The 22,876-nt window shown below is 65.2% G+C and carries 21 protein-coding genes; 7 read left to right on the forward strand and 14 right to left on the reverse strand.

The window, feature by feature from the left end; all coding sequences use genetic code 11:
* Window positions 1-34 precede the first annotated feature (34 nt).
* From msrA to GM910_RS11055, 7 genes are all read right to left on the reverse strand, one after another.
* Entirely contained in the window at window positions 35-670 is a 636-nt protein-coding gene (gene msrA / locus GM910_RS11025; protein WP_159587601.1) for a peptide-methionine (S)-S-oxide reductase MsrA, read from the reverse strand.
* 88 nt (window positions 671-758) lie between these two features.
* Window positions 759-1,538 (reverse strand): succinate dehydrogenase iron-sulfur subunit, encoded by a 780-nt coding sequence (locus tag GM910_RS11030; RefSeq protein WP_159587602.1) that lies wholly within the window; start codon window positions 1,536-1,538, stop codon window positions 759-761.
* A 12-nt stretch (window positions 1,539-1,550) separates the two neighbouring features.
* Window positions 1,551-3,383, reverse strand: a complete 1,833-nt coding sequence (gene sdhA, locus GM910_RS11035; RefSeq protein WP_159587603.1) for a succinate dehydrogenase flavoprotein subunit — start codon at window positions 3,381-3,383, stop codon at window positions 1,551-1,553.
* A 7-nt stretch (window positions 3,384-3,390) separates the two neighbouring features.
* Window positions 3,391-3,774, reverse strand: a complete 384-nt coding sequence (sdhD, locus tag GM910_RS11040) for a succinate dehydrogenase, hydrophobic membrane anchor protein (protein WP_159587604.1) — start codon at window positions 3,772-3,774, stop codon at window positions 3,391-3,393.
* 1 nt (window position 3,775) lies between these two features.
* Window positions 3,776-4,183 (reverse strand): succinate dehydrogenase, cytochrome b556 subunit, encoded by a 408-nt coding sequence (gene sdhC / locus GM910_RS11045; protein WP_159587605.1) that lies wholly within the window; start codon window positions 4,181-4,183, stop codon window positions 3,776-3,778.
* Between the two features lie 163 nt (window positions 4,184-4,346).
* Window positions 4,347-4,784: a DoxX family protein gene (locus GM910_RS11050; RefSeq protein WP_159587606.1), complete on the reverse strand. Its 438-nt coding sequence runs from the start codon at window positions 4,782-4,784 to the stop codon at window positions 4,347-4,349.
* Between the two features lie 150 nt (window positions 4,785-4,934).
* Entirely contained in the window at window positions 4,935-5,396 is a 462-nt protein-coding gene (locus GM910_RS11055) for a GNAT family N-acetyltransferase (RefSeq protein ID WP_159587607.1), read from the reverse strand.
* A 155-nt stretch (window positions 5,397-5,551) separates the two neighbouring features.
* Here GM910_RS11055 and GM910_RS11060 point away from each other — a divergent pair, with 155 nt between their 5' ends.
* The 3 genes from GM910_RS11060 (at window position 5,552) to GM910_RS11070 (ending at window position 7,105) form a co-directional block, all read left to right on the forward strand.
* Window positions 5,552-5,899 carry a hypothetical protein gene (locus tag GM910_RS11060; protein WP_159587608.1) on the forward strand — a complete coding sequence of 116 codons (348 nt, stop codon included), beginning with the start codon at window positions 5,552-5,554 and terminating at the stop codon, window positions 5,897-5,899.
* A 6-nt stretch (window positions 5,900-5,905) separates the two neighbouring features.
* A complete protein-coding gene (locus GM910_RS11065) occupies window positions 5,906-6,736 on the forward strand; it encodes a COG3904 family protein (protein ID WP_159587609.1) in 831 nt (276 codons plus the stop codon).
* A gap of 63 nt (window positions 6,737-6,799) precedes the next feature.
* The gene (locus tag GM910_RS11070; protein WP_159587610.1) at window positions 6,800-7,105 is read left to right on the forward strand and encodes a hypothetical protein; all 306 of its coding nucleotides are present in this window, start codon (window positions 6,800-6,802) and stop codon (window positions 7,103-7,105) included.
* A 4-nt stretch (window positions 7,106-7,109) separates the two neighbouring features.
* Here the strand turns inward: GM910_RS11070 and GM910_RS11075 are convergent, their stop codons facing one another.
* Both GM910_RS11075 and GM910_RS11080 read right to left on the reverse strand, forming a co-directional pair.
* On the reverse strand, window positions 7,110-7,565 hold the full coding sequence (locus tag GM910_RS11075; RefSeq protein WP_159587611.1) for a cyclic nucleotide-binding domain-containing protein: 456 nt from the start codon (window positions 7,563-7,565) through the stop codon (window positions 7,110-7,112).
* A 55-nt stretch (window positions 7,566-7,620) separates the two neighbouring features.
* On the reverse strand, window positions 7,621-8,304 hold the full coding sequence (locus GM910_RS11080) for a response regulator transcription factor (RefSeq protein ID WP_159587612.1): 684 nt from the start codon (window positions 8,302-8,304) through the stop codon (window positions 7,621-7,623).
* A 216-nt stretch (window positions 8,305-8,520) separates the two neighbouring features.
* On the opposite strand from GM910_RS11080, the gene GM910_RS11085 reads away from it, so the two are divergent.
* The 3 genes from GM910_RS11085 (at window position 8,521) to GM910_RS11095 (ending at window position 15,367) form a co-directional block, all read left to right on the forward strand.
* Complete coding sequence (locus tag GM910_RS11085) at window positions 8,521-9,006, forward strand: L,D-transpeptidase family protein (RefSeq protein ID WP_201285473.1); 486 nt, start codon at window positions 8,521-8,523, stop codon at window positions 9,004-9,006.
* Between the two features lie 185 nt (window positions 9,007-9,191).
* Window positions 9,192-13,973, forward strand: coding sequence for an NAD-glutamate dehydrogenase (locus GM910_RS11090; RefSeq protein WP_159587613.1), 4,782 nt, complete (start codon window positions 9,192-9,194; stop codon window positions 13,971-13,973).
* Window positions 13,974-13,990: 17 nt separating this feature from the next.
* Window positions 13,991-15,367, forward strand: coding sequence for an MFS transporter (locus tag GM910_RS11095; protein WP_159587630.1), 1,377 nt, complete (start codon window positions 13,991-13,993; stop codon window positions 15,365-15,367).
* Between the two features lie 205 nt (window positions 15,368-15,572).
* On the opposite strand, the gene purH is transcribed toward GM910_RS11095, so the two are convergent.
* The 4 genes from purH to htpX all read right to left on the reverse strand — a co-directional run bounded on the left by purH (window position 15,573) and on the right by htpX (window position 21,496).
* Window positions 15,573-17,186, reverse strand: coding sequence for a bifunctional phosphoribosylaminoimidazolecarboxamide formyltransferase/IMP cyclohydrolase (purH, locus tag GM910_RS11100; protein WP_159587614.1), 1,614 nt, complete (start codon window positions 17,184-17,186; stop codon window positions 15,573-15,575).
* A gap of 178 nt (window positions 17,187-17,364) precedes the next feature.
* Entirely contained in the window at window positions 17,365-19,077 is a 1,713-nt protein-coding gene (locus GM910_RS11105) for a heparinase II/III family protein (protein ID WP_159587631.1), read from the reverse strand.
* A gap of 83 nt (window positions 19,078-19,160) precedes the next feature.
* On the reverse strand, window positions 19,161-20,546 hold the full coding sequence (locus GM910_RS11110) for an RsmB/NOP family class I SAM-dependent RNA methyltransferase (protein ID WP_425482673.1): 1,386 nt from the start codon (window positions 20,544-20,546) through the stop codon (window positions 19,161-19,163).
* Window positions 20,537-21,496, reverse strand: a complete 960-nt coding sequence (htpX, locus tag GM910_RS11115) for a zinc metalloprotease HtpX (RefSeq protein WP_159587616.1) — start codon at window positions 21,494-21,496, stop codon at window positions 20,537-20,539. Before htpX ends, GM910_RS11110 begins: the two co-directional genes overlap by 10 nt.
* A gap of 149 nt (window positions 21,497-21,645) precedes the next feature.
* Between htpX and GM910_RS11120 the strand changes: the two genes are divergently transcribed.
* Window positions 21,646-21,855 (forward strand): DUF1674 domain-containing protein, encoded by a 210-nt coding sequence (locus tag GM910_RS11120; RefSeq protein ID WP_159587617.1) that lies wholly within the window; start codon window positions 21,646-21,648, stop codon window positions 21,853-21,855.
* Between the two features lie 119 nt (window positions 21,856-21,974).
* On the opposite strand, the gene GM910_RS11125 is transcribed toward GM910_RS11120, so the two are convergent.
* Window positions 21,975-22,802, reverse strand: a complete 828-nt coding sequence (locus GM910_RS11125; RefSeq protein ID WP_159587618.1) for a ferredoxin--NADP reductase — start codon at window positions 22,800-22,802, stop codon at window positions 21,975-21,977.
* Window positions 22,803-22,876 lie beyond the last annotated feature (74 nt).

Consider the following 22,876-nt stretch of genomic DNA (forward strand, 5'->3'; position numbering starts at 1 on the left):
TCATCACACGCCCCCCTTTGGCCCATACCGTAACCTACTTTGCGATACCGCGTAGCGCGGTCTCTCCCCATACCTCTTGCAGGCGCCGGTCGCGCCCGCAGCCTTCGCGGTAGCCGTTGTAGGCGTTCGCCTTGGTGACGAAGCCGAAGCGCGTGAGGACGCGCTCATCGCTTCGGTAATAGTTTTGGTGGTAGTCCTCGGCGGGCCAGAAGGTCGGCACGGGCTCGATCGGTGTCGCCACAGGCTGACCCAGTTCGGCCTCCGCCGCTTGCTTGGCTTCCTCCGCCGCCTTTTTCTGCGCATCGTCGAGCACGTAGATCGCCGTGGTGTAGCCGTGACCGCGGTCGCAGAACTGGCCTCCGGCGTCGGTGGGATCGACGGAGTGGAAGAAAGCATCCAGGAGATACTCGTAGTTTACCTGGCTGTCGTCATACTCGATTTCCACCGCCTCGCGATGGCCGCCCGATTCGTAATTGCGGTAGCTGGGATTTTCCGTCTTGCCACCGGTATAGCCGGAGACGGTGGAGAGCACTCCCTGAACCTTGTCGAAGTCCGCTTCAACGCACCAGAAGCAGCCACCGGCGAAGATGGCTGTCTTCGTTTCCGCCGTGGCGGGGCTGGCCAGGGACGCAGCGAGGAAAAGCGCGGCCGCAGCGGCAGTTCGGATCATGACAGGTCTCCCCTTTTTCAGGGCGAGACGTACTCCACCGGGCGGCGATTGCAAATTCAATCCGCTACACGCTTGCGTGAGCAGCAAGTCAGACCCGCCGCTCCACCATCATCCGCTTGATCTCGGCAATCGCCTTGGCCGGGTTCAGCCCCTTCGGGCAGGCCTGCGTGCAGTTCATGATGGTGTGGCAGCGGTAGAGCCGGAAGGGGTCTTCCAGATTGTCGAGCCGCTCGCCGGTGGCCTCGTCGCGCGAATCGATGAGCCAGCGGTAGGCTTGCAGCAGCACCGCCGGACCCAGATAGCGCTCGCCGTTCCACCAGTAGCTGGGACAAGAGGTCTGGCAGCAGAAGCACAGGATGCACTCGTAGAGCCCGTCGAGCTTGGCCCGGTCCTCGTGGCTTTGAAGCCATTCCTTGGCCGGTTCCGGCGTCACCGTCTGCAGCCACGGCTCGATGGAGGAAAGCTGGGCGTAGGGCACGGAGAGGTCCGGCACCAGATCCTTCACGACTGCCATGTGTGGCAGCGGGTAGACTTTCACCGCGGCCTTGATCTCGTCCATGCCCTTGGTGCAGGCGAGCGTGTTGGCGCCGTCGATGTTCATCGCGCACGACCCGCAGATGCCCTCGCGGCAGGAGCGGCGGAAGGTGATCGTCGGATCGATCTTGTTCTTGATCCAGATGAGCGCGTCGAGCACCATCGGCCCGCAGTCGTCCATGTCGACATAGTAGGTGTCGACGCGCGGGTTTTCGGTATCATCCGGCGACCAGCGGTAGACCCGATACTCTCGCAGATTGGTTGCGCCTTCGGGCTTCGGCCAGACCTTGCCCTCTTTGACCTTGGAGTTCTTGGGAAGGGTGATTTCAACCATGTTTTCCTCGGGTCAGTAAACCCGCGCCTTGGGCGCGATTTTCGCTGGGTCGATGCCGCCGTTCTCCGGTTTCAGCATCGGCTCGGTGTGGACCGGGCGGTAGTCGAGGCTGACCTTGCCGGCCTCGTCCACCCAGGAAAGCGTGTGCTTGCGCCAGTTTTTGTCGTCGCGCTCGGAAAAATCCTCGCGGGCGTGGGCGCCGCGGCTTTCTTTGCGCGCCTCGGCCGAATAGACCGTTGTGACGGCGTTCGCCATCAGGTTTTCGAGCTCAAGCGTTTCCATCAGGTCGGAGTTCCAGATCATCGAGCGGTCGTGGACCTTGATGTCCGAAAGCTCCTCCCACACGGCAGAGATGCGCTTGCAGCCCTGCTCCAGCGTCTCTTGCGTGCGGAAGACGGCGGCTTCCTCCTGCATGGCGCGCTGCATCTTCTCGCGAAGTGCTGCCGTCGGCGTGCCGCCGTTGGCATGGCGCAGCCTGTCGAAGCGGTCCATGATCTTATCGCAGGCGGTATCGTTGACCGGCGGGACCTTCGAATCTCGGTCGACCACCTTGCCGGCACGGATGGCGGCCGCACGACCGAAGACGACGAGGTCTATGAGTGAGTTGGAGCCGAGCCGGTTGGCGCCGTGCACGGAGGCACACGCCGCCTCGCCGACGGCCATCAGGCCGGGGGCGACAGCGTCCGGGTCGTCCTTGGTCGGGTTCAGCACCTCGCCCCAATAGTTGGTGGGGATGCCGCCCATATTGTAGTGCACGGTCGGCAGCACGGGGATGGGCTCGCGGGTGACGTCGACGCCGGCGAAGATGCGCGCCGATTCGGCGATGCCGGGCAGGCGCTCATGGATCACCGCCGGGTCGAGATGGTCGAGATGCAGGAAGATGTGGTCTTTCTCCTTGCCCACGCCCCGGCCTTCGCGGATCTCCACCGTCATGCAGCGCGAGACGACGTCGCGGGAGGCCAGATCCTTGGCGGACGGGGCATAGCGCTCCATGAAGCGCTCGCCCTCGGAGTTGACGAGGTATCCACCTTCGCCGCGCACACCCTCGGTGATGAGGCAGCCGGCCCCGTAGATGCCCGTCGGGTGGAACTGCACGAACTCCATGTCCTGCAGCGGCAGGCCAGCGCGGGCTATCATGGCGTTGCCGTCGCCCGTGCAGGTGTGCGCGGAGGTGCAGGAAAAATAGGTGCGCCCGTAGCCGCCGGTGGCCAGTACCACCATCTTGGCGGCAAAACGGTGGATGGTGCCGTCCTCGAGATTCCAGGCGACCACGCCGGTGCAGGCGCCGTCCGTCATGATGAGGTCGAGCGCGAAATACTCGACGAAGAACTGCGCATGGTTCTTCACCGACTGGCCGTAGAGGGTGTGGAGGATCGCGTGGCCGGTGCGGTCGGCGGCGGCACAGGTTCGCTGCACGGGCGGGCCGTCGCCGAAGTTCTGCATGTGGCCGCCGAAGGGGCGCTGGTAGATCTTGCCTTCCTCGGTGCGAGAGAAGGGCACACCGTAATGCTCCAGCTCGTAGACGGCGGCGGGAGCTTCGCGCGCAAGATATTCCATGGCGTCGACGTCGCCCAGCCAGTCGGAACCCTTCACCGTGTCGTAGAGGTGCCACTGCCAGTGGTCCGGCCCCATGTTCTTGAGCGAGGCGGCGATGCCGCCCTGGGCTGCGACCGTGTGCGAGCGGGTGGGGAAGACCTTGGTGATGCAGGCGGTCTTCAGGCCCTGCTCGGCCATGCCCAGTGTGGCGCGCAAGCCGGCGCCGCCGGCACCCACCACCACCACGTCGAAGGCGTGGTCGACAAACTCGTAGGCCGCGCCGGCCTTCTTCTCAGTTGCTTCAGCCATATGGGGTTCAGGCTCCGAAGGCGATTTTCAGGAGGGCGTAGAGCGCCGCAGCGCCAACGATGAGGGGGAAGAAGGTGTTGAGCACGATAAGGACGATCTTCGCGCCCTCGCCGTGCACGTAATCCTCGATGACGACCTGCATGCCGAGCCGCATGTGATAGAGCACCGAGAGCAGGGCGAAGGCGATGATGATCGCCACCGCCGGCTGGGCGAGTGCGGCGCGCACTTCTTCGTAGGGCGCGCCGTTGTAGGCGATCACGAAGCCGATGAAGAAGAGGATGAGCGGCAGGTTGGCGATCGCCGTCAGGCGCTGGCGCCAGAAATGATCCGTACCTTCCTTGGCCGAGCCGAGGCCGCGGACGCGGTTCAAGGGTGTGCGCATATCGGCCATCTCAGAACCCTCCCCTGACGGCATAGCCGACGATCCAGACGAGGAGCGTGAGCACGACCGAGCCGATCAGATTGGCGGTCGCAATGCGCGTTGACGTCTGTTTGCCCAGCCCATGACCGGTGTCCCAGATGAGATGGCGAATGCCCCCCAGCAAATGGTGCACCAGTGCCCAGGTGTAGCCGAAGAGCACGAGCCGGCCGAGGAACGAGCCGAACAGGCCGTTGACGAGGTCGAACTGCTCCCTGGAGCCGGCCGCAGCCACCAGCCAGACGGCGAAGAGCACCGTGCCGAAATAGAGTGCCGCGCCGGTGATGCGGTGCAGGATCGACATCAGCATAGTGGGCGTGAAGCGGTAGATTTGCAGATGCGGCGAGACAGGCCTCGCCCGGGTGGCTGTGGATTTGCTCATGGCTTCCCCGTTTCGTCGCCGAAGGAACCATGGCGCATCAGGCAGCAACTGCCAGGCCGCCCCAAGCCTCCGGCACGAGGCTTTCTAATGCGCTTTTCGCAGTGCGTCAAAGCCACAGAGATGCCGGAGGGTGCTTGAATCGATTGAAGCTTCCGGCCGCGCCTTAGTTTGAAGCTTGTCGACCCTCGCCGGAGAGCTGGGGCTTCCAAATGAAGCCTCTGCGAACAACCAGCGTATCGCCGGGGCCGTGGACCGCTGCGAACAGGAGGCCGGCGATGAAGGTGAAGTGATCCACAAAGAACCCGAATGCCGTCTGATTATCGCTCCAGTGCGATGGGCCGTAGAAGGTAAATGCCAGGAAGAGCACGTAGGCGGCCGCAATAAGCGCGGCTTCGGAGAAGAACGCGCCCGTCAAAAGGGCGACCACGAGCGCAACCTCGAAGAATGCGGCGATCCATGCAAGCAGCAGCGGAACGGGAAAGCCCGCCGCTGCTATGTAGTCTGCGGTCGCCTGCATCCCGGCAAACTTGAAGCCAGCCGCCATGGCAAAGACGCACGCGAAAATCAGCCTTGCGATGAGAATTGCAACGGTCTTGCTCATTTGATTCCCTCCTCCTCTCAAGATCATAATGCAAGCACAGGACGTATTAGGGGCGCTCATTCCGACACCGCGCAGCCCTACGCCAATCTCCCGTCGTCGGTATGCTTTGAGCGCGGCCGATGAAATCGTGCAGAGTGCCTCCGCACCCGCTCACTGTTCGTCGAAGCGAATCACATGGCTGGTCCAATCGGCCGGCGCGGCGACCTGGCCGTAGAGTCTGCGGCCTTCGGACGGTTCGCGCGGCGCGTTCAGCACCAGCCTTGCCCATCCGCGCTCTTCCGCCTGGTCGCCCACCACGTCGATCAGCGCCTTGGCAATGCCCTTTCCGCGATGTTCGTGATGCACATAGACGTGTTCCAAGAGCCCGTAGCGCATGCCGGAGACGGGGTCGGGCAGGTCGTAGAAGACGGCGAAGGCCACCAGCGCCCCGTCCATGCGCGCACCGACGATCTCCGCCACCCGGTCTTGCAACAACGTTTCGGCGTAGAACTCGTCCGGCCGGCGCGGCGCGCCGCGCTTCAGCGACTGGGTGTAAGCGGCAAGAAGCGGCGCCAGCGTATGCGCATCTTTCAGCCGCAGCGGCGCGATGTCGATCCTTTGGTCCTCGCTCATGCCATTCAGACCCTTCTCCCGATCCCCAAATCATTCGACGAAATTAACCACGTCTGTCAACGGCGGGGGAAGAGGGTACCAGCCGGCGTGACAACGGTTAAGAAAGCGTTAATCTTGCCGGCAAGGAGGCTGCGACAATGAAGGAGCGTTGCCCCATGTCTTTAAGCAGACTCTTGGCTCCCGCCGCGCTTGTGGTCTTCCTGGCGGCGGCTATGCCCGCCTTCGCTGGTGGCGAGAACACCTATGCCGACAGTTTCGGCAATCTCGTCGTCCACAGTCCTGCCGGCTACAAGCGCATCGTCGTCGGCAAGGGCTATCTGGCCGAGGGCCTGGCCTATGGCGGCCATGGCGGGCCGAAGGTGGTCTATCTCGAAGAAGATCGCGGCGCACTATACCTGCGCGAGCGCAAAAGCTGCCGCTACGGCGCGCTTCTGCATGGGCGCAGCTACATGTACGGCCTGCCGGACAATGTCGTGCCGGTGCCGACGGTTTCTTGTCGCTAGACAAGCATGAGCGATCGCCTCGCCCGAGCCATGGACGCCGCGCGGTACGATGCGCCTGCGCGCCCCTATGGGCGTTTCGATGAGCAGGCGCCGACACGCTGGCTCCTCGTCGTCCTCGTTCTGGGCGTCGCCGCCCTTTTCGGCATGGGTCTGCGCGAGGTCGTCGACAGGAACGGGAGCTTTGGACTGCGCGACGGTTCGTCGCCGGAACGTCTCTGGCCGGTTCCGTGGCGGACGGTGGATAAAGGTCCGAGCCGCCTGCCGCCTGCCGGTCCGCGACAGCCCGCCGTCGCCGACAGGGAGATGTTGCGCCGGCCGATGTCCTTTGTGCTCGCCGCCGACGGCACGCTGAGAGCGACCGGCAGCATCGAGCCGGGTGCGGCAGGAAGGCTTGAAGCGGAGCTCGATATGCGCGGCGCGGATGTTCGGCGGGTCAGCCTCAATTCGCTAGGTGGCGCGCTTGACGATGCCGTCGCCATGGCGCGCATGTTGCGCGAGCGTGGCATTGCCACGGTGGTGGAGGACGGTGCCATCTGCGCCTCTTCCTGTCCATTGATGATGGCAGGCGGGGTAAAGCGAACGGTCGGGCAGCGCGCCCTTGTCGGCCTGCATCAGTTCTACATCGCTGGCGATACGATCAGCGATCCGGCCCGGGCCATGGCCGACGCGCAGATGACGACGGCGCGCGTGTCCCGCCTCCTCGGCAGAATGGGCGTCGATCCGGCTCTCTGGCTGCACGCACTCGATACGCTGCCTGGCGCGCTCTACTATCTCAGCGCCGAGGAAATGCGGCGCTACCGCCTCGTCACTTCCCCAGAGAGCATGGTGCAGGGATAGAGGCGGGGTGCGGAACCGCACCCTGCCGTGAGCGTTGGGAAGTGACCTTCGAGGAACTCTCCCATGGCCGACACGAAACTGCTCACCGACCACAACGACATCGGCGATTGGGCCGCCGCGCGCGCCGGCCAGCCGGCTCTAAGCGACCCTGCGCCCGGCGTGGCGGAGAGCGAGCCGATCCTCTCCTTCGCCTTCGGCCAGCACGCCTACCAGGATACCGACGAAGGCGCGGATCGGCCCGGTGGCGTGCAGCCTATCGAATGGGACGAGTGGCTCCGCATCTTCGAGGAGCGGAGGCTGGCGCTCGTGGTAAGCCGGGACGTGCCCGGCCAGCGCGAGGAGTTCCACGAATTCGTGCGCCGTCCGTAATACCCTACTTGGCCAGCCGCGAGGCTACGGTGCCGATGCGCGTCAGCATGGCTTGCAGGTTGGCGGCGATGCGGCGGTGCAGCTTGACCGCGGTTTCCGGAAATTCCTCCAGGATGCGGCGGAACATCGAGCGGCTCAGGCGAATCACTTTCACATCCGTCTGTGCGACCGCACCCGTGAGGCGCTCGCTCTCGGCGATCAGCGCCAGTTCCCCAAGCATGGCACCGGGGCCGTGGACGGAGATGATCTCGCGCCTGTCGCCCTGCTGATGGTAAAGCGCCACCTGTCCTGAGGCCACAACGAAGGCGCAGTCGGCGGGCGCGCCCTCTGCATAGAGTTTGTGGCCAGCGGCGAGCGAGATGGTCTCGGCGCCGAAAGCCATGAGGCGCAACTGTTCGTGCGTGAAGCCCTCAAAGAGTCCCACGCCGGACAGAACGCGAATATCATCGTCCAGCGCCATGCGGTCGTCGTCCCCGCTCGTTCCCGGCTGCTACTGGCGCCCCCAACACCGAATCTCAAGGAACGAGTTTGTATCCGCCGCTTTCTGTCACAAGAATTTCAGCTTTGGAAGGATCGCGTTCGATCTTTTGCCGCAGCCGGTAGACGTGGGTCTCCAGTGTGTGTGTGGTGACGCCTGAATTATAGCCCCAGACTTCTTCCAGAAGAATGTCCCGCGTCACCACCTTCTGCTCGGCGCGGTACAGGTATTTTATGATAGCGGCTTCTTTTTCCGTAAGGCGGATCTTGCCCCCGCGCTCATCGAGCAAGAGCTTCTGGCCCGGCTTGAAGGTGTAGGGCCCGACAGTGAACTTGGCGTCCTCGCTCTGCTCATGCTGGCGCATCTGCGCACGGATGCGCGCCAAAAGCACAGCGAAGCGGAAGGGCTTGGTGACATAATCGTTGGCGCCGGCTTCCAGCCCGAGGATCGTATCGGAGTCGGTGTCTTGTGCCGTCAACATGATGATCGGTGCGCGATAGCCGCCCTTGCGCAGCAGCTTGACCGCCTCGCGGCCGTCCATGTCCGGCAGGCCGACATCCATGATGGTGAGATCGACCATCGAGTTGCGCGCGGCGTGGATCCCGTTGGCGGCCGTCGCTTCCTGCAGGAGATCGAACTCCTCGTAAAGCGCCAGCTGCTCGACGAGCGTGGCCCGCAGATCCTCGTCGTCGTCAACAATCAGGATGGTTCGTGGCGTCATATGTCAATCCGTTGATTTGTAAAGCCGATACCATTGACCCCGCCCATTTTTTCGCCGAACGTCGCATTTATGCGCAACAAGGCCGACAAGAAAGACCATAGCGGCTATTTGTTCGATAAGACAATTATATCGCAGAAATGCGGCTGGGACAGCGGGTTGCGCAAAGGGCGGCGGAAAGCCCCTGTCATCGTCGTGCGTGCGCGGCCGGGGAACCCCATGCAGGGGCTGATTTCCGTCAACGGCCGCGTCTTTGCATGCGCGCTCGGGCGCGGCAGCATCAGCACGCTGAAGCGTGAAGGTGACGGCGCGACGCCGCTGGCCATGCTGCGTCCGCTGGGCGTCTTCTACCGGTCCGATCGGCGGCTCTCCGCCGTCACCCGCACGCCGCTGAAGACGGCTCCGATCCGCGCCGGTATCGGCTGGTGCGACGCGCCGGGCGACCCGAACTACAACCGTCCGGTGCGTCTACCCTACCAAGCCTCGCATGAGGAAATGCTGCGCGGCGACGGGCTCTACGACGTGTGTGTCGTACTCGACTGGAACATGCGGCCGCGCCGCCGCGGGCGCGGCAGCGCCATCTTTCTTCATATGGCCCGGCCGGGCCTGAAGCCGACGGAGGGCTGCATCGCCGTCCCGCCGCTTACGATGGCCAGGCTCCTGCCGCTCCTGTCGCGGCGGGCACGGCTCGTGGTGCAGCGTTAGATGTCCCGCCACTTCCTTGCCGAACGTGGATCGGCAACGCCCGCGTCATCAATATTACGCCGCATCGGTATTACATCTGTGCGCGGGAAAGGGCGGCTCTTTACCGTCCGCAGCAATCGTGGGATCGTCGGCCCGGCATCAGGGGCATATGATAGCGGTAACTACCGAGGGAGAGGGAAATCCGCATGACGGCCAAGGCAAAGCTCGTAAAATCCTCGAAACCCCGTTTGGCCGACGTGAAGGCGCCCGACGCGGAGCGCCTGCGTGAACTCCTGATCTCCCGTGCTCCGGCGGAGGACCTGGAAAGCTATGACCGTGCCGCGCTCGACCGTTCCGTCGAACTTGTGCTGACGGCGCTGAAGAAGCATCGGCCGGGCAAAAGTGTGGTCGAGGTAGAGGCGTCACCGGGGATCGAGCGTGCGGGCCGCAACGTCACGACGGTCACGCTCATCAACGACAACATGCCCTTTCTGTTCGATTCGGTGCTAGGCGAGGTCACCGAGTCGGCGGGGGAGCCGGCGCTTCTGCTGCACCCGGTGCTTCTGGTGCGCCACGGCGAAGACGGAATCAGCGAGATTCTCGGTGATGCGGCGGCCAAGGCGGCGCGCAACGCAGACCAGGTCAGCGTCATCCACGTCCACCTGCCCAGGCTGTCGCCAGACCAGTGCACGGCGCTGAAAGCGCGGCTTGCCCACATCCTCGCCCAGGTGCGGGCCGCCGTCAGCGACTGGAAGCCGATGCTGGCTCGCCTCGACCAGGAGATCACGCAACTGCGTTATGCGCCGGTGCCGCTCGACGCCGAGGCGGTGACCGAGGCGATCGCCTTTCTGGAGTGGCTGCGCGACGACAATTTCACCTTTCTCGGCATGCGGGAGTTTCGCTACACGGGCGGCGAGAAGAGCGGCACGCTGGAGCGCGCGCACAAGAAGGGCCTCGGCATTCTGGCCGATCCCGACGTGCTGGTGCTCAGGCGCGGTTCGGAGGCCGTCTCCACCACGCCCGAAATCCGCGCCTTCCTGCACGGGCCGGAGCCGTTGATCGTCACCAAGGCGAATGCCAAGTCGACGGTGCATCGCCGGGCCTATCTCGACTATGTCGGGGTGAAGACGTTCAGCGACGACGGCAAGCTGACGGGCGAGTTGCGGATCGTCGGCCTGTTCACCTCGACCGCCTATACGCGCTCGGTGATGAAGATCCCCTATCTGCGCTCCAAGGCCGAGGCGGTGATCGCCCGCTCCGGCTTCGCGCCGACGGATCATTCCGGCAAGGCGCTCATCAATGTTCTGGAATCCTACCCGCGCGACGAGCTTTTCCAGATCGGCGTGCCGCGGCTGCGCAAGCATGCGGAGGCTATTCTGGGCCTCGGCGATCGGCCGCGCGTACGCGTGCTTTACCGCATCGACCAGTTCGACCGCTTCGTCTCCGTCATCGTCTTCGTGCCGCGCGACCGCTACGATTCTCGCGTGCGCATGGAGATCGGCGAATATCTGAAGACGTCCTTCGATGGGCGCCTGTCAGCCTACTATCCGGCGTTCCCGGAAGGCTCGCTGGCGCGCGTCCACTTCATCATCGGGCGCTCGGGCGGCAGGACGCCGCGCATAGAAACGGAGAAGCTGGAGGCCGGCATCCGCGACATCGTGCGCACCTGGGACGACGCGCTGCGCGAGGCTGTGGAGGATGCGGGCGCGGACGATACGATTGCAGCCGCAGCCGCGGGCTTTCCCGAGAGCTACCGCAACAGCTTTGAGCCGGCGACCGCCCTTGTCGATGCCGGGCGTATAGTGGGCCTCTCCTCCGCCAACCCCATCGCCATCGACTTCCACCGCCACGACGACCAGAAGCCGGACCAAGCGGCGCTGAAGATCTACCATTTCGGCACACCTGTGGCGCTCAGCCGGCGGGTGCCGCTCCTCGAGAACATGGGCTTCCGGGTCATCAGCGAGCGTACTTTCGAGATCGGCGGAGAGGGCGACGGCCATGTCTTCCTGCATGACATGGAGCTGGAGAGCGCCTTCGACGACGCCATCGACCTGACCGACAATGGCGCCCTCTTCGAGGAGCTGTTCCTCGCCGTCTGGCACCAGGAATACGACAACGACAATTTCAACGCGCTGGCCCAGACGGCGCGGTTGAGGGCCTCCGAGATCGCCGTGCTGCGTGCCTACAGCCGCTTCCTGCACCAGGCGAACATCCCGCAGAGTCAAGGCTTCATCGCCGGCACGCTGAACCGCTATCCGCAGATCGCAGACAAGCTCTTCCGCCTGTTCGTCACCCGTTTCGGCCCTCGGCGCGGGGCAGACGATGCCGCCGAAGCGCGGGAGCGGGAAATAGAGGAAGAGATCGAAAGTGCGCTCGACGGTGTGCCGAGCCTCGATGACGACACCATCATCCGCCGCATCCTCAACCTCGTCAAATCGACCCTGCGCACCAATTTCTTTGCCGGGCGCGCGTTGCCGGGCAAGCGTTCGCTGGCGCTCAAGTTCGATTCACAGGCGGTCGAGGGTCTGCCGCAGCCGCGCCCCTGGCGGGAGATCTTCGTTTACGGGCCGGAGGTCGAGGGTGTGCACCTGCGCTTCGGCCCGGTGGCGCGCGGCGGCCTGCGCTGGTCCGACCGGGCGCAGGACTACCGTACCGAGGTGCTGGGCCTGGTCAAGGCGCAGCAGGTGAAGAACGGCGTCATCGTGCCGGTTGGCGCCAAGGGCGGCTTCTACCCGCGGCAGTTGCCGACCGGCGGCAGCCGCCAGGAGATTTTCGAGGCGGGGCGGCAGGCTTATATCAATTTTGTCTCCAGTCTGCTTTCCATCACCGACAATCTGGAGGGCGACCAGGTGGTGCCGCCCGAGGCCGTCGTGCGCCACGATCGCGACGACCCCTATTTCGTGGTCGCCGCCGACAAGGGCACGGCCACCTTTTCCGACACGGCCAACGAGATCAGCCAGGCGCACGGCTTCTGGCTCGACGATGCCTTCGCCTCCGGCGGCTCGGCCGGCTACGACCACAAGAAGATGGGGATTACCGCGCGCGGCGCCTGGGAGGCGGTGAAGCGGCACTTCCGCGAGATGAACCGCGACATCCAGAAGGAGCCCTTCACGGTGGTCGGCGTCGGCGACATGTCCGGCGACGTGTTCGGCAACGGCATGCTTCTGTCGCCCGCCATCCGGCTCATCGCCGCTTTCGACCATCGCGACATCTTCATCGATCCCGATACGGCGGCTTCCTTTGCCGAGCGCAAGCGGCTGTTTGAAATGGGGCGATCGAGCTGGCAAGACTACGACAAGTCCAAGCTTTCCAAAGGCGGCGTCATCGTCTCGCGTACGCAGAAGCAGATCGAGCTCAGCCGCGAGGCGGCAGACGCCATCGGTCTGGAGGGCACGACGGGCTCTCCGGCGGAGATCATGCGCGCCATCCTGAAAGCGCCGGTCGACCTTCTGTGGTTCGGCGGCATTGGCACCTATGTGCGCGCGTCGGCCGAATCGAACGCCGACGCCGGCGACCGCGCCAACGACGCCATCCGCATCACGGCGCGGGAAGTGGGCGCCAAGGTGATCGGCGAGGGTGCTAATCTCGGCGTTACCCAGCGCGGGCGCATCGAGTTCAACCTGGCCGGCGGGCGCTGCAACTCGGATGCCATCGACAATTCCGGCGGCGTCAACTCCTCCGACCTGGAGGTCAACATCAAGATCGCGCTGGCCGGCGCCATGCGCTCCGGCTCGCTGGCACGTCCGGCGCGCGACAAGCTGCTTTCGGCGATGACGGAGGAGGTGGCCGGCCTGGTGCTGGATAACAACTACCGGCAGACGCTGGCTATTTCGCTGGTCGAGCAGCGAGGCCTCTCCGACCTGCCGCACCAGGCACGCATGATGACGGTCTTCGAGAACGAGGGGCATCTCGACCGGGCGGTCGAGTCCCTGCCCGGCCCGCAGGCCATTTCCGAGCGCGAGGGCCGTGGCGAGGCGCTGACGAGGGCGGAGATCGGCGTGCTGCTCGCCTATGCCAAGATCGTGCTGTTCGACGAGCTTGTGGCAAGCGAGGTTCCGGACGAGCCGCATTTCGAGACGGACCTGTTCGCCTATTTCCCCGACAGGATGCGTCAGAAATACGCCACCGAAATCCGCGCTCACCGGCTGCGCCGGGAGATCATCGCCACCGAGCTTGCCAATGACGTGATCGACCGGGGCGGGCCGACTTTCATCACACGTCTGCAGGACATGACGGGCCGGCCGGCGCACGAGATCGTCGCGGCCTATGCCGTGGTACGCGACGGCTTTGGCCTGCGCGCGCTGCACGCGGCCGTAGATGCGCTGGACACCAAAATCGACGGCCAGGTTCAGCTCGCGCTTTACCAGCGGGTCTGGCGGCTGATCGTCGCCGCCACGGCCTGGCAATTGAAGAACGGCGCTGGTGAGGCGGAGGTTGGCAGCCGCATCGAACGGCTTTCCGCAGCGCGCAAGGCGCTGGAGCCGAAGCTCGGGCGCGTGCTGCCCGCCTTTCTCGGCGAGCGGATCGCCTCCGAGACGGCGCGACTCAAGGCGGAAGGCGCGCCTCCATCGTTGGCCGAACGCCTCGCCTTTCTCGACGTTTCCGAATTGGTGCCCGACATCATGCTTGCGGCGGACACGGCGGGCTCGGAACTTGCCAAGGCGGCGAACGCCTTCTTCACCGTCACCGAAGCCTTCCGTATCAGCCGCATCGAGACGGCGGCGCATTCCATCACACCGTCCGATTATTACGACGGGCTGGCGCTCGCCCGCGCTATCGATACGATCGATGCGGCGCGGCGTAGCATCACCATCGCCGCACTCGGCACCCACCGCGATGCCGAAAACCCGGCCGCGCAGTGGGCAAGTGCCGGCGGCGAACGGGTGGGGCGTGTACGCGAGAGCCTGCAGACGCTGACGGATGCCGGCGAGATCACCGTTTCGCGGCTGACCGTCGCCGCGGGTCTTCTGGCGGACCTGACCGCTTGAGTGGGGCAGGGGTGGCGATGGAGGGGGCAGACACGCGAGCCAGCCGCGGCGGCATCTGGGGCTGGATGTTCTTCGATTGGGCGCAGCAGCCTTTCCACACGCTCATTGTCACCTTCGTCTTCGCGCCTTATTTCGCTTCCGCCGTAGCGCCCGACGCGGCGCGCGGTCAGGAGTTGTGGGGGCTGGCGACCGGCATCGGCGGGCTGATGATTGCCTTTTTCTCGCCGGTGCTTGGCGCCATTGCCGACGCATCGGGGCCGCGCAAGCCCTGGATTCTCGGCTTTTCCGTCATCGGTGTTGGAGCCTGCGCCGGGCTCTGGTTCGCAACGCCGGGTATGGAGAGCCTGTGGCCGGTGCTCGTACTGGTCGCCCTTGCCGTCTTCGGCATGGAGTTCGCCGCAGTCTTCAACAATGCGATGATGCCCGCCCTCGTGCCGCGCGCCGAGCTCGGCCGGCTGTCCGGCTCGGCCTGGGGGCTGGGCTATCTGGGCGGGTTGGTCTCGCTCGTGCTGGTGCTCGGCTTCATGGCCGCCTCGCCGGACAGCGGGCGCACGCTTCTGGGCCTCGATCCCGTTTTCGGCCTGGACGCGGATACACGGCAAGGCGACCGCGCGGCGGGCCCCTTCACCGCACTGTGGTACATCGTCTTCGTGCTGCCGATGTTCCTGTTCACGCCCGACCAGCCGCGCCGCAGCGTGACGGGCGCCGTGCGGAAGGGGCTGCGCCAGCTCGGCACGACGCTCCGCCGCCTGCCGTCGGAGCGCAGCTATTTCAGCTTCCTCGCCTCGTCCATGTTCTACCGAGACGCCCTCAACGCGCTTTACGCCTTCGGCGGCATCTACGCCGCCGGCGTGCTCGGCCTGTCCATCGTGCAGATCGGCCTATTCGGTATCCTGGCGAACGTCACTGGCGCTCTCGGAGCCTGGGTTGGTGGGCGTATGGACCAGGCATACGGGCCGAAGCCGGTGGTCAGCATCTCGATCCTGACCTTGAGCCTCTGCTGCCTGCTGGTCATCTCCACCACCAGAAGCGAAGTCCTGTTCGTGCCACTCGGCACGGCGGGTTCGCAGCTTCCCGTTACCCTGTTCTTCATCGCCGGCGCGTTCATCGGCGCTGCCGGCGGCGCCATCCAGGCCGCCTCGCGCACGCTCCTGGTCGATCAGGCGCCGCGAGCGCAGGTGACCGAGGCTTTCGGGCTTTATGCGCTCTCCGGCAAGGCCACCACCTTCATCGGCCCGCTATCGGTGGCTGCGGCGACGGCCTACTTCTCCGGCGGCGCTTTCTCCCCCGAAGACGCGCAGCGGCTGGGGGTGACACCGATCTTGGTGCTTTTTGTTCTGGGGCTGGTGCTCCTGCCCTTCGTGAGAAGCGGTCAGAATGCGGCGGCGGCGTAGTGCCTCGACCAGTTCATCGTTTCATGGAATCGATGAACTGGTCTAACTCGTTGTTTCTTCGCAATTCCGGACGGAAAACCGGTTTCCACTTTTCCTGGAATTGCTCAGATCATGATGACGCTTCGTTGAATCGTCATCCCGATCTATCCCTTTGTTTGAGCATGATCTTTTCCGAAAACCGGTATCCACTTTTCGGGATCATGCTCTAATGCCGAAAATGCCGCATCCCCGTGAAAACCATGGCGATGCCGTGCTCATCGGCTGCCGCGACCACTTCCTCGTCGCGCATGGAGCCGCCGGGCTGGATGACGGCGGTCGCGCCGGCCTCCACCGCCGACAAAAGCCCGTCGGCGAAGGGGAAGAAGGCGTCCGAGGCCACCACGGACCCTTCGGTCAACGGCTGGCCACCAGCGGCTTCGGCTGCATCCTCAGCTTTCCGTGCTGCGATGCGGGCTGAATCGACGCGGCTCATCTGCCCGGCGCCGATACCCACCGTGGCGAGACCTTTCGCGTAAACGATGGCATTCGACTTCACGTGCTTGGCGACACGGAAGGCGAACCTCAGGTCCGCCATCTCCTTCTCGCTGGGCGCGCGCTTCGTCACCACCTTCAGTTCCAGGTCGTCGACGGCGCCGTTGTCGCGGGTCTGCACGAGCAGGCCGCCGGCGACGGTCTTGGCGGTGAGCCCCGCCTGGCGGGGATCGGCCACGCCGCCGGTCAGGAGCAGACGCAGGTTCTTCTTCGCGGCGATCAGCGCTTGCGCCTCCTCGCTGGCATCCGGCGCGATGATGACCTCTGTAAAGATCCTGGCGATCTCTTCAGCCGCCTCGGCGTCGAGCGTCCGATTCAGCGCCACGATACCGCCGAAGGCGGAGACGGGATCGCAAGCGAGCGCCCTGCGGTAGGCCTCGGCGAGCGAGGCGCCTTCGGCAACGCCACAGGGATTGGCGTGCTTGATGATGGCGACGGCTGCGTTCTTCTGCGGGTCGAATTCCGAGACCAGCTCGAAAGCGGCGTCGGTGTCATTGATGTTGTTGTAGGAGAGCTGCTTGCCCTGCACTTGGCGCGCCGTGGCCACACCCGGCCGCTGCTCGCCCGTGACATAGAAACCCGCCTCCTGGTGCGGGTTCTCGCCGTAGCGCATCACCTGTTTCAGGCGCCCGCCGAAGGCGCGCCATTCCGGCGTGGGGACGGAAAGGGTCTCGGCAAACCATTGCGAGATTGCCGCATCGTAGGCGGCGGTTCGGGCATAGGCCTTGGCCGCAAGGTCCTGGCGTAGACGATAGGGCAGCGCACCGTCGTTCTCACCGAGCGCCGCCAGCACCCTTTCGTAATCCGCCGGGTCTGTGACGACGGCGACATAGGCATGGTTCTTCGCCGCCGCGCGCAGCATCGCCGGGCCGCCGATGTCGATGTTCTCGACCGTGGCGGCATAATCGCCGCCACCGAAGCGGACTTCCTCGAAGGGGTAGAGATTGATGACGACGAGGTCGATCGGCTGGATCGCGTGCTCGTCCATCGCCGCCTTGTGCTCCGCGTCGTCGCGGATGCCGAGAAGGCCGCCGTGGACGGACGGATGCAGCGTCTTGACCCGCCCGTCCATGATCTCCGGAAAGCCCGTCAGCTCGGAGACGTCGCGCACGGCAAGGCCTTCCTTGGACAAGGCCGCCGCCGTGCCGCCCGTCGAGACAAGCTCGACGTTTCTGTCCGCCAGTGCGCGGGCGAAGTCGGCGATACCCGCCTTGTCGGAAACGGAGATCAGCGCCCGTCGGACGGGCACGAGGTCGGGCGCGGGGATATTCTTGGCGGAAACGGTCATTGATGTGCTTTCTTCCGTGGGCAGGCCGCTGGACTAGCATCGGCCCGAAAATCGGAATCGATTTTCGGAAAGCACGATGCGTAGATTCAATAACCTACAGCGTCCTTTGTGCGTCCTAAAGGCGCACGGCGCTGTAGCACAGGGAACGCTCAAATCAAGCTGCCGCGAGGCCGCAGAGTCAATTCCGCTCAGCAATGCTGTGGGTGCGCCGGAATTGCCAGCGTACTTCGGGCAGCTCCGGTGCGGAGAAATGGAGCACGATCTGCCGGCTGCGGCAGGGGCCGGCGACGGCGGCGAAGAAAATCGACTCCTCCACCACGGGCTCCACGCCATCGCAGGAGAATACCCAGGTATCGGTGCCTTCGCCGGCAAGGATGAGCAGGCCCTGGTCGTCGCGGTAGAGCTCGATTTCCGGGTGGATGTGGAAACGCATGGCGACGGCGCAGGATCGTCCGGCCGAATAACCGTTGGCTGCCTGGAACCGATCAAGTCCCTGAAGAAGGGCACCGTCCTGCGAGAGCGCCAACTCGCGCTCGTGCAACAGACCGAAACGCTGCACATAGCCGTCGTGGCTGGCGGCGAACGCCTGCGTATCGGGCGTGTCCGTGCGCCGGCGCTCCACCTTGCGCGGGCCGCCGATGAGCGGCGTGCCGATCCATTCGTCCCAGCCGGCCGACAGCGCGAAACGCGCCTGGGAGGTGTCGTCCAGCGTTGCGGTGGAGTGCGCCGCGGTGGCGCGGGCCAGCGGCCGAAAGGCCTCGGCACCGAAGCTGTCGACGCCGCAATTGACGATAAATTGATGCCGCCCCGAAGACATCTCGAAAGAAAGGCAGCCGGCATGGGCAAAGTTGGAGAGCTCCGGCGGCGGCGGTGCGGCGGTGTCGGCGATCACCGTCGTCGTTCCCATGGCCAGCCGCTCGTAGCCCGAATAGGGCGCCTGGGAGAGCGGTGCACCGCCCGTATCGTCGTGGCGCAGGATAGCCGCCACGCGGTCGTGGATGGTCACGCCCATGCCGTTGAAGCGGGCGAGGCTGCCGTCCCGGTGGCGGAAGAAGCGCAGGGCCGGCAGCATGCGCTCCACCGCGCCCACCAGCGCGTCGGGTGGCGATTCGGCCTGGTTCGCATAGGTCTGGCGCAGCGGCAGGAGGTCGGCCAGCAGCTCCATGACGGCGCGCGGGTTGCGCGAGATATGGCCGCCGTCGGGCAGGATCTGACGATCGAGCTCGATGCCCAGATTGCGCGTGGCGGAGCGGAGGGCGGAGACCGGCGTGGGGAGCGACAGGGCGGCGAAGGCGAGTGCCACGCGGGCACGCAGTCTTTCTTCGCCGTCCGGCATCTCCGGCGCCATGGAGCGCAGATAGCGCACCTGGATGGCGAGCACTTTCAGGAACTGGCGATAGAAGGCCAGATCCGCCCCCTGCAGCACGACGGCCGAATGCTGCAGCCAGGCGATGATGCGCCGCGCGGTGATGGAGGGGCCCCAGGCGAGACCCGTGATGCGCCGGCCATGGAGCCCGATCCAGTCAGCAACCAGCGCGCGCGCGTTGGCGGCGGCAAGCTCGGACTGGGCGGCATTGAGATGACGCAGCCAGCGGAAGTCGTGCAGGCTCTCCAGCCAGGCCTGGTTGCGGACCTGCAGATGAAACGGGGACTGACCGCCCGTTTCCACCAGTTGGCCGGAAAGCAGGAAACGCCCATGATAGATCTCGCGGGCGATCTCCGGGTCGGCCAGCCGCAGGTCCGGCGGTGCGATCAACACGCGTTCGGGCGTGCGCCCCGTATAGCGCCAACGATAGGCTGGCCCCGCGCGCAACCGCCGGCGAAGCCGCCGCCAGCCCTCACGCATCGCCAGGTTCCACAGTAGCGGACTATAGCCGCCGGCCATCGTCAACGAACGCACCTATTCCTCGAAATACCTCCCGCTCCCACCAAGAGTCTAAGTGATTCAACGGTTTGTGCGAAGGAGAAATGTTACTACCTCAAACGCCGTAGGCGCGCGGCGAAAAAGCCGTCGACATTGTCGAGACCGTCTCGCCCCGCAGGCGTCGTGCGCAGCCAGCCTTCCGGCGTGATGAAATGCTCCGCGCCCGGCAATTCTTCGGGCCCGATCCGGTCGAGCGCTACATCGTCCCTTTGCTCGATAAGGCCCGCCACCAGCGCCTCGCCTTCGGCGGGATCGAGGGAGCAATTGGAGAAGACGACCGTGCCGCCCGGACGGACGAAGGAAAGCGCGCGCTCGAGAAGCCGTTTCTGCAAATCGGCCAGTTTGGCGACGTCCTCGGGCGTCTTGGTCCAGACGATGTCAGGGTGGCGGCGCACGGTGCCGGTGGAGGAGCAGGGCGCATCGAGCAGCACTGCGTCGAAGAGCCGTTCCGGCTGCCATGTCAGAATATCGGCTTCGACGATGTCTGCCTGAAGGCCGAGCCGCTGCAGATTGGTCCTCAGCCGTTTCAGGCGATTTGCGGACTGGTCCACCGCCGTCACACGCGCACCGGCAAGGGCGAGCTGGGCGGTCTTGCCGCCTGGGGCGGCGCAGAGGTCGGCGACGGCATCCCCCGCGACAGCGCCCAGGAGCCGTGCTGGCAGGCTGGCGGCGGCATCCTGCACCCACCAGGCGCCTTCCGCATATCCAGGCAGTTCCGGCACCGGCGCCGTCAACCGCTCAAGGCGTACCGAGCCGTTGGGCAGCACGCGTCCGCCCAGCCGCTCGGCCCAAAGGTCGGGCTCGGACTTGACGGTGAAATCCACCGGCGGCTCCAGCCGATGCGCCTTGATGATCGCGTCCGCCTGCTCGGCACCATAGGCGGCGGCCAGACGCTCGGCGAACCATGCGGGGGCATCGCTGGTCTCCGACAGCGCACGCGGCAGCGCTTCCTCCTTATGGCGGGCGATGTTGCGCAAAATCCCGTTCACCAGTCCCGAAAAGCGTGCCGTGCGGGGATCGGCGCCGGCCTGGGTCACGGCGAGGTCGACGGCGGCGCTGTCCGGCACGTCGAGGAACAGGATCTGCGCTGCCCCGACATGCAGGGTGTGCGACAGGGCGTGGGCGCCCGCCGGTAGGGGGCGTTGCAGCCGCTCGCTTACCAGTTTCTCAATGGTGCAGCGATGGCGCAGCGCGCTTGCCAGAATGGCGCGGATGAGCGCGCGATCGCGCGGCTCAAGGGTAAGGAACTGCGGGTGGCCGTGCTCGCCGTCGGTCAGCGCGTCGAGCGGCGTGCGGGCATCGATCACCGCGCCAAGCAGCTTGGCGGCGGTGCGGCGAGCAGCAAGGCCGGGCTTGTCTTCGCTCGCCTGCGGTCCCGGGCGCTTTCTTTGCAGTGCCTTGCGCGAAGGAGGCGCTTTGGCGGCCGTCACGACCAGGGGCCCTTGCGGCCACCGGAACTGCGGCCCCATGGGCCAGCTGCGGAGCCGCCGCCCCAGGGTCCGCCGGCGCCTGGCTCCTCGTGCGGCATCTCACCTCCGTGTCCCGCTTCCTGTGCCATCGCCTGCAGGGCGGCTATGCGGTTTTCCGTGGCGGGGTGGGTGGAGAAGAGGTTGTCCATCTTCTGCCCGGAGAGCGGATTGATGATGAACATGTGCGCGGTGGCCGGGTTGCGCTCGGCATCCTGGTTGACGATCTGCCGCGCGCCGCGCGCGATCTTGCCGAGTGCCGAGGCCAGCCACAGCGGCTGGCCGCAGATCTCCGCACCGCGCCGGTCGGCGGCGTATTCGCGCGTGCGGCTGATCGCCATCTGCACCAGCATCGCCGCCAGCGGCGCCACGATGATGGCGACCAGCACGCCGATGAAGCCGAACGGATTGTTGTTGTTGCGCCCGCCGCCGAAGAAGAACGCGAAATTGCCCAGCATCGAGATGGCACCGGCCAGCGTGGCGGTGATCGTCATGGTCAGCGTGTCGCGGTTCTGCACGTGCGCCAGCTCATGCGCCATGACGCCGGCCACCTCCTCCGGGGACAGGCGGCTCAAAAGGCCCGTCGTCGCCGCGACTGCGGCATTCTGCGGATTGCGGCCGGTGGCGAAAGCGTTGGGCTGCGGATTGTCGATGACATAGACGCGGGGCATGGGCAGACCGGCATTCGCGGCAAGGCCGCGCACGATGCGGTAGAACTCCGGCGCCGTGCGCTCGTCCACCTCTTTCGCATGGTGCATCCTGAGCACCATCTTGTCGGCGTTCCAGTAGCCGAAAAGGTTCATGCCGGCGGCGATGACGAAGGCGATCGCCATGCCGCCCGTCCCGCCGACGAGATAGCCGACGCCCATGAAGAGCGCCGTCATGAACGCCAGAAGCATTGCCGTGCGAATCATGTTCATGCCAGTGGCTCCGTTCGCCGCCCGACCGCCCAAGGCAGGTGAGAGCGCATGCATCTTTTCCGCCGCGGTTTTACGGCGGCGGTCCTTTCGCCTATATGATGGGAAGACAACGGTGCATATTCAACAAATGCGCCTTAAGGCGCGACGGAATGAAGCCTGTGAGTGAAGACACGAACAAGATCGCGAGCTCCCGCAAACTGCCGCCCGCAGCCCAGCGCGCGCTGAAGGAGGCGGAGGAGCGGCGCCGACAGCAGGCGGAGCGTGAAATGCAGGCGCCACGCGAGATCGGTGGCCGGAAGGGACTTGATCCCGCCCGCTACGGCGACTGGGAAGTCAAAGGCATCGCCAGCGATTTTTGAGCCGCCCGACGCTTCGCCCAGACCTGTTCATCGTTTCATGGAATCGACGAACAGGTCTAACTCCTTGTTTTGCCCCAATTCCGGACGGAAAACCGGTTTGCGCTTTTCCTGGAATTGCTCTACCCGACGAAGGCGCGCTCCACCACGAAATCGGCGGGTTCGGCGTTGGAGCCTTCCTTAAGGCCGGCCTTTTCAACAAGCGCCTTCACGTCCTTGAGCATGTTCATGGAGCCGCAGATCATCACGCGGTCCTCTGCCTGGTCGAATGGCTTCGTGCCAAGCGCCTCAAAGAGCTCGCCGTTCTCGATCAGCGTCGTGATGCGGCCCATGCGCGGCGAGGTCTCGCGCGTGGTGGAGGTGAAGTGGAAGAGCCGGCCCTCGGTCAGCTCGCCGATCAGCGGGTCCTCGCGCGTGGCTGCGATCAGTTCCTCGCCGTATTTCAGCTCCGCCAGATCGCGGCAGGTGTGGGTGAGGATGACCTCACCGAACTTGTCGTAGGTCTCGGGATCGCGGATGAGGCTGGCGAAGGGCGCGATGCCGGTGCCCGTCGAGATCATGTAGAGGCACTTTCCCGGCGTCAGCGCATCGTTGACCAGCGTGCCCGTCGACTTCTGCCGCATCAGCACCGTGTCGCCCGGCTGGATCTTCTGCAGGTGCTGGGTAAGCGGCCCGTCCGGCACCTTGATGGAGAAGAACTCCACTTCCTCGTCCCAGCTGGGGCTGGCGATGGAATAGGCGCGGAAGACCGGCTTCTCCGCATTCGGCAGGCCGATCATGACGAACTCGCCGGAGCGGAAGCGGAAGCTCTGCGGCCGCGTGATGCGGAAGGAGAATAGCCGGTCCGTGTAGTGCTTCACCGAAACCACGCGCTCGGCATAAACGCCGGCGGGAATCGGGAACTCCAGCGCCTGGACGGCTTCGGTGTTGCGCAGGGCGGCAGTGTTCATGGACTGATCCTTTGTCCGTCGCGGTTCCAGCCTGTCTTGCGAGCACGCTCTTGCTTCGCAAGATTATTAGTATA

It is taken from the genome of Chelativorans xinjiangensis (assembly GCF_009812055.1).
Classification (GTDB): domain Bacteria; phylum Pseudomonadota; class Alphaproteobacteria; order Rhizobiales; family Rhizobiaceae; genus Chelativorans; species Chelativorans xinjiangense.

Excerpts from the sequence above, each read along its gene's own strand:
- GM910_RS11060 (WP_159587608.1), top strand. The coding sequence starts at position 5,552 with ATGTCTTTAAGCAGACTCTTGGCTCCCGCCGCGCTTGTGGTCTTCCTG.
- GM910_RS11030 (WP_159587602.1), bottom strand. The coding sequence starts at position 1,538 with ATGGTTGAAATCACCCTTCCCAAGAACTCCAAGGTCAAAGAGGGCAAG.
- GM910_RS11090 (WP_159587613.1), top strand. The coding sequence starts at position 9,192 with ATGACGGCCAAGGCAAAGCTCGTAAAATCCTCGAAACCCCGTTTGGCC.
- htpX (WP_159587616.1), bottom strand. The coding sequence starts at position 21,496 with ATGAACATGATTCGCACGGCAATGCTTCTGGCGTTCATGACGGCGCTC.
- GM910_RS11095 (WP_159587630.1), top strand. The coding sequence starts at position 13,991 with ATGGAGGGGGCAGACACGCGAGCCAGCCGCGGCGGCATCTGGGGCTGG.
- GM910_RS11065 (WP_159587609.1), top strand. The coding sequence starts at position 5,906 with ATGAGCGATCGCCTCGCCCGAGCCATGGACGCCGCGCGGTACGATGCG.
- purH (WP_159587614.1), bottom strand. The coding sequence starts at position 17,186 with ATGACCGTTTCCGCCAAGAATATCCCCGCGCCCGACCTCGTGCCCGTC.
- sdhA (WP_159587603.1), bottom strand. The coding sequence starts at position 3,383 with ATGGCTGAAGCAACTGAGAAGAAGGCCGGCGCGGCCTACGAGTTTGTC.
- GM910_RS11050 (WP_159587606.1), bottom strand. The coding sequence starts at position 4,784 with ATGAGCAAGACCGTTGCAATTCTCATCGCAAGGCTGATTTTCGCGTGC.
- GM910_RS11125 (WP_159587618.1), bottom strand. The coding sequence starts at position 22,802 with ATGAACACTGCCGCCCTGCGCAACACCGAAGCCGTCCAGGCGCTGGAG.
- GM910_RS11085 (WP_201285473.1), top strand. The coding sequence starts at position 8,521 with ATGCAGGGGCTGATTTCCGTCAACGGCCGCGTCTTTGCATGCGCGCTC.
- msrA (WP_159587601.1), bottom strand. The coding sequence starts at position 670 with ATGATCCGAACTGCCGCTGCGGCCGCGCTTTTCCTCGCTGCGTCCCTG.
- GM910_RS11120 (WP_159587617.1), top strand. The coding sequence starts at position 21,646 with ATGAAGCCTGTGAGTGAAGACACGAACAAGATCGCGAGCTCCCGCAAA.
- sdhC (WP_159587605.1), bottom strand. The coding sequence starts at position 4,183 with ATGAGCAAATCCACAGCCACCCGGGCGAGGCCTGTCTCGCCGCATCTG.
- sdhD (WP_159587604.1), bottom strand. The coding sequence starts at position 3,774 with ATGGCCGATATGCGCACACCCTTGAACCGCGTCCGCGGCCTCGGCTCG.
- GM910_RS11055 (WP_159587607.1), bottom strand. The coding sequence starts at position 5,396 with ATGAGCGAGGACCAAAGGATCGACATCGCGCCGCTGCGGCTGAAAGAT.
- GM910_RS11075 (WP_159587611.1), bottom strand. The coding sequence starts at position 7,565 with ATGGCGCTGGACGATGATATTCGCGTTCTGTCCGGCGTGGGACTCTTT.
- GM910_RS11080 (WP_159587612.1), bottom strand. The coding sequence starts at position 8,304 with ATGACGCCACGAACCATCCTGATTGTTGACGACGACGAGGATCTGCGG.
- GM910_RS11070 (WP_159587610.1), top strand. The coding sequence starts at position 6,800 with ATGGCCGACACGAAACTGCTCACCGACCACAACGACATCGGCGATTGG.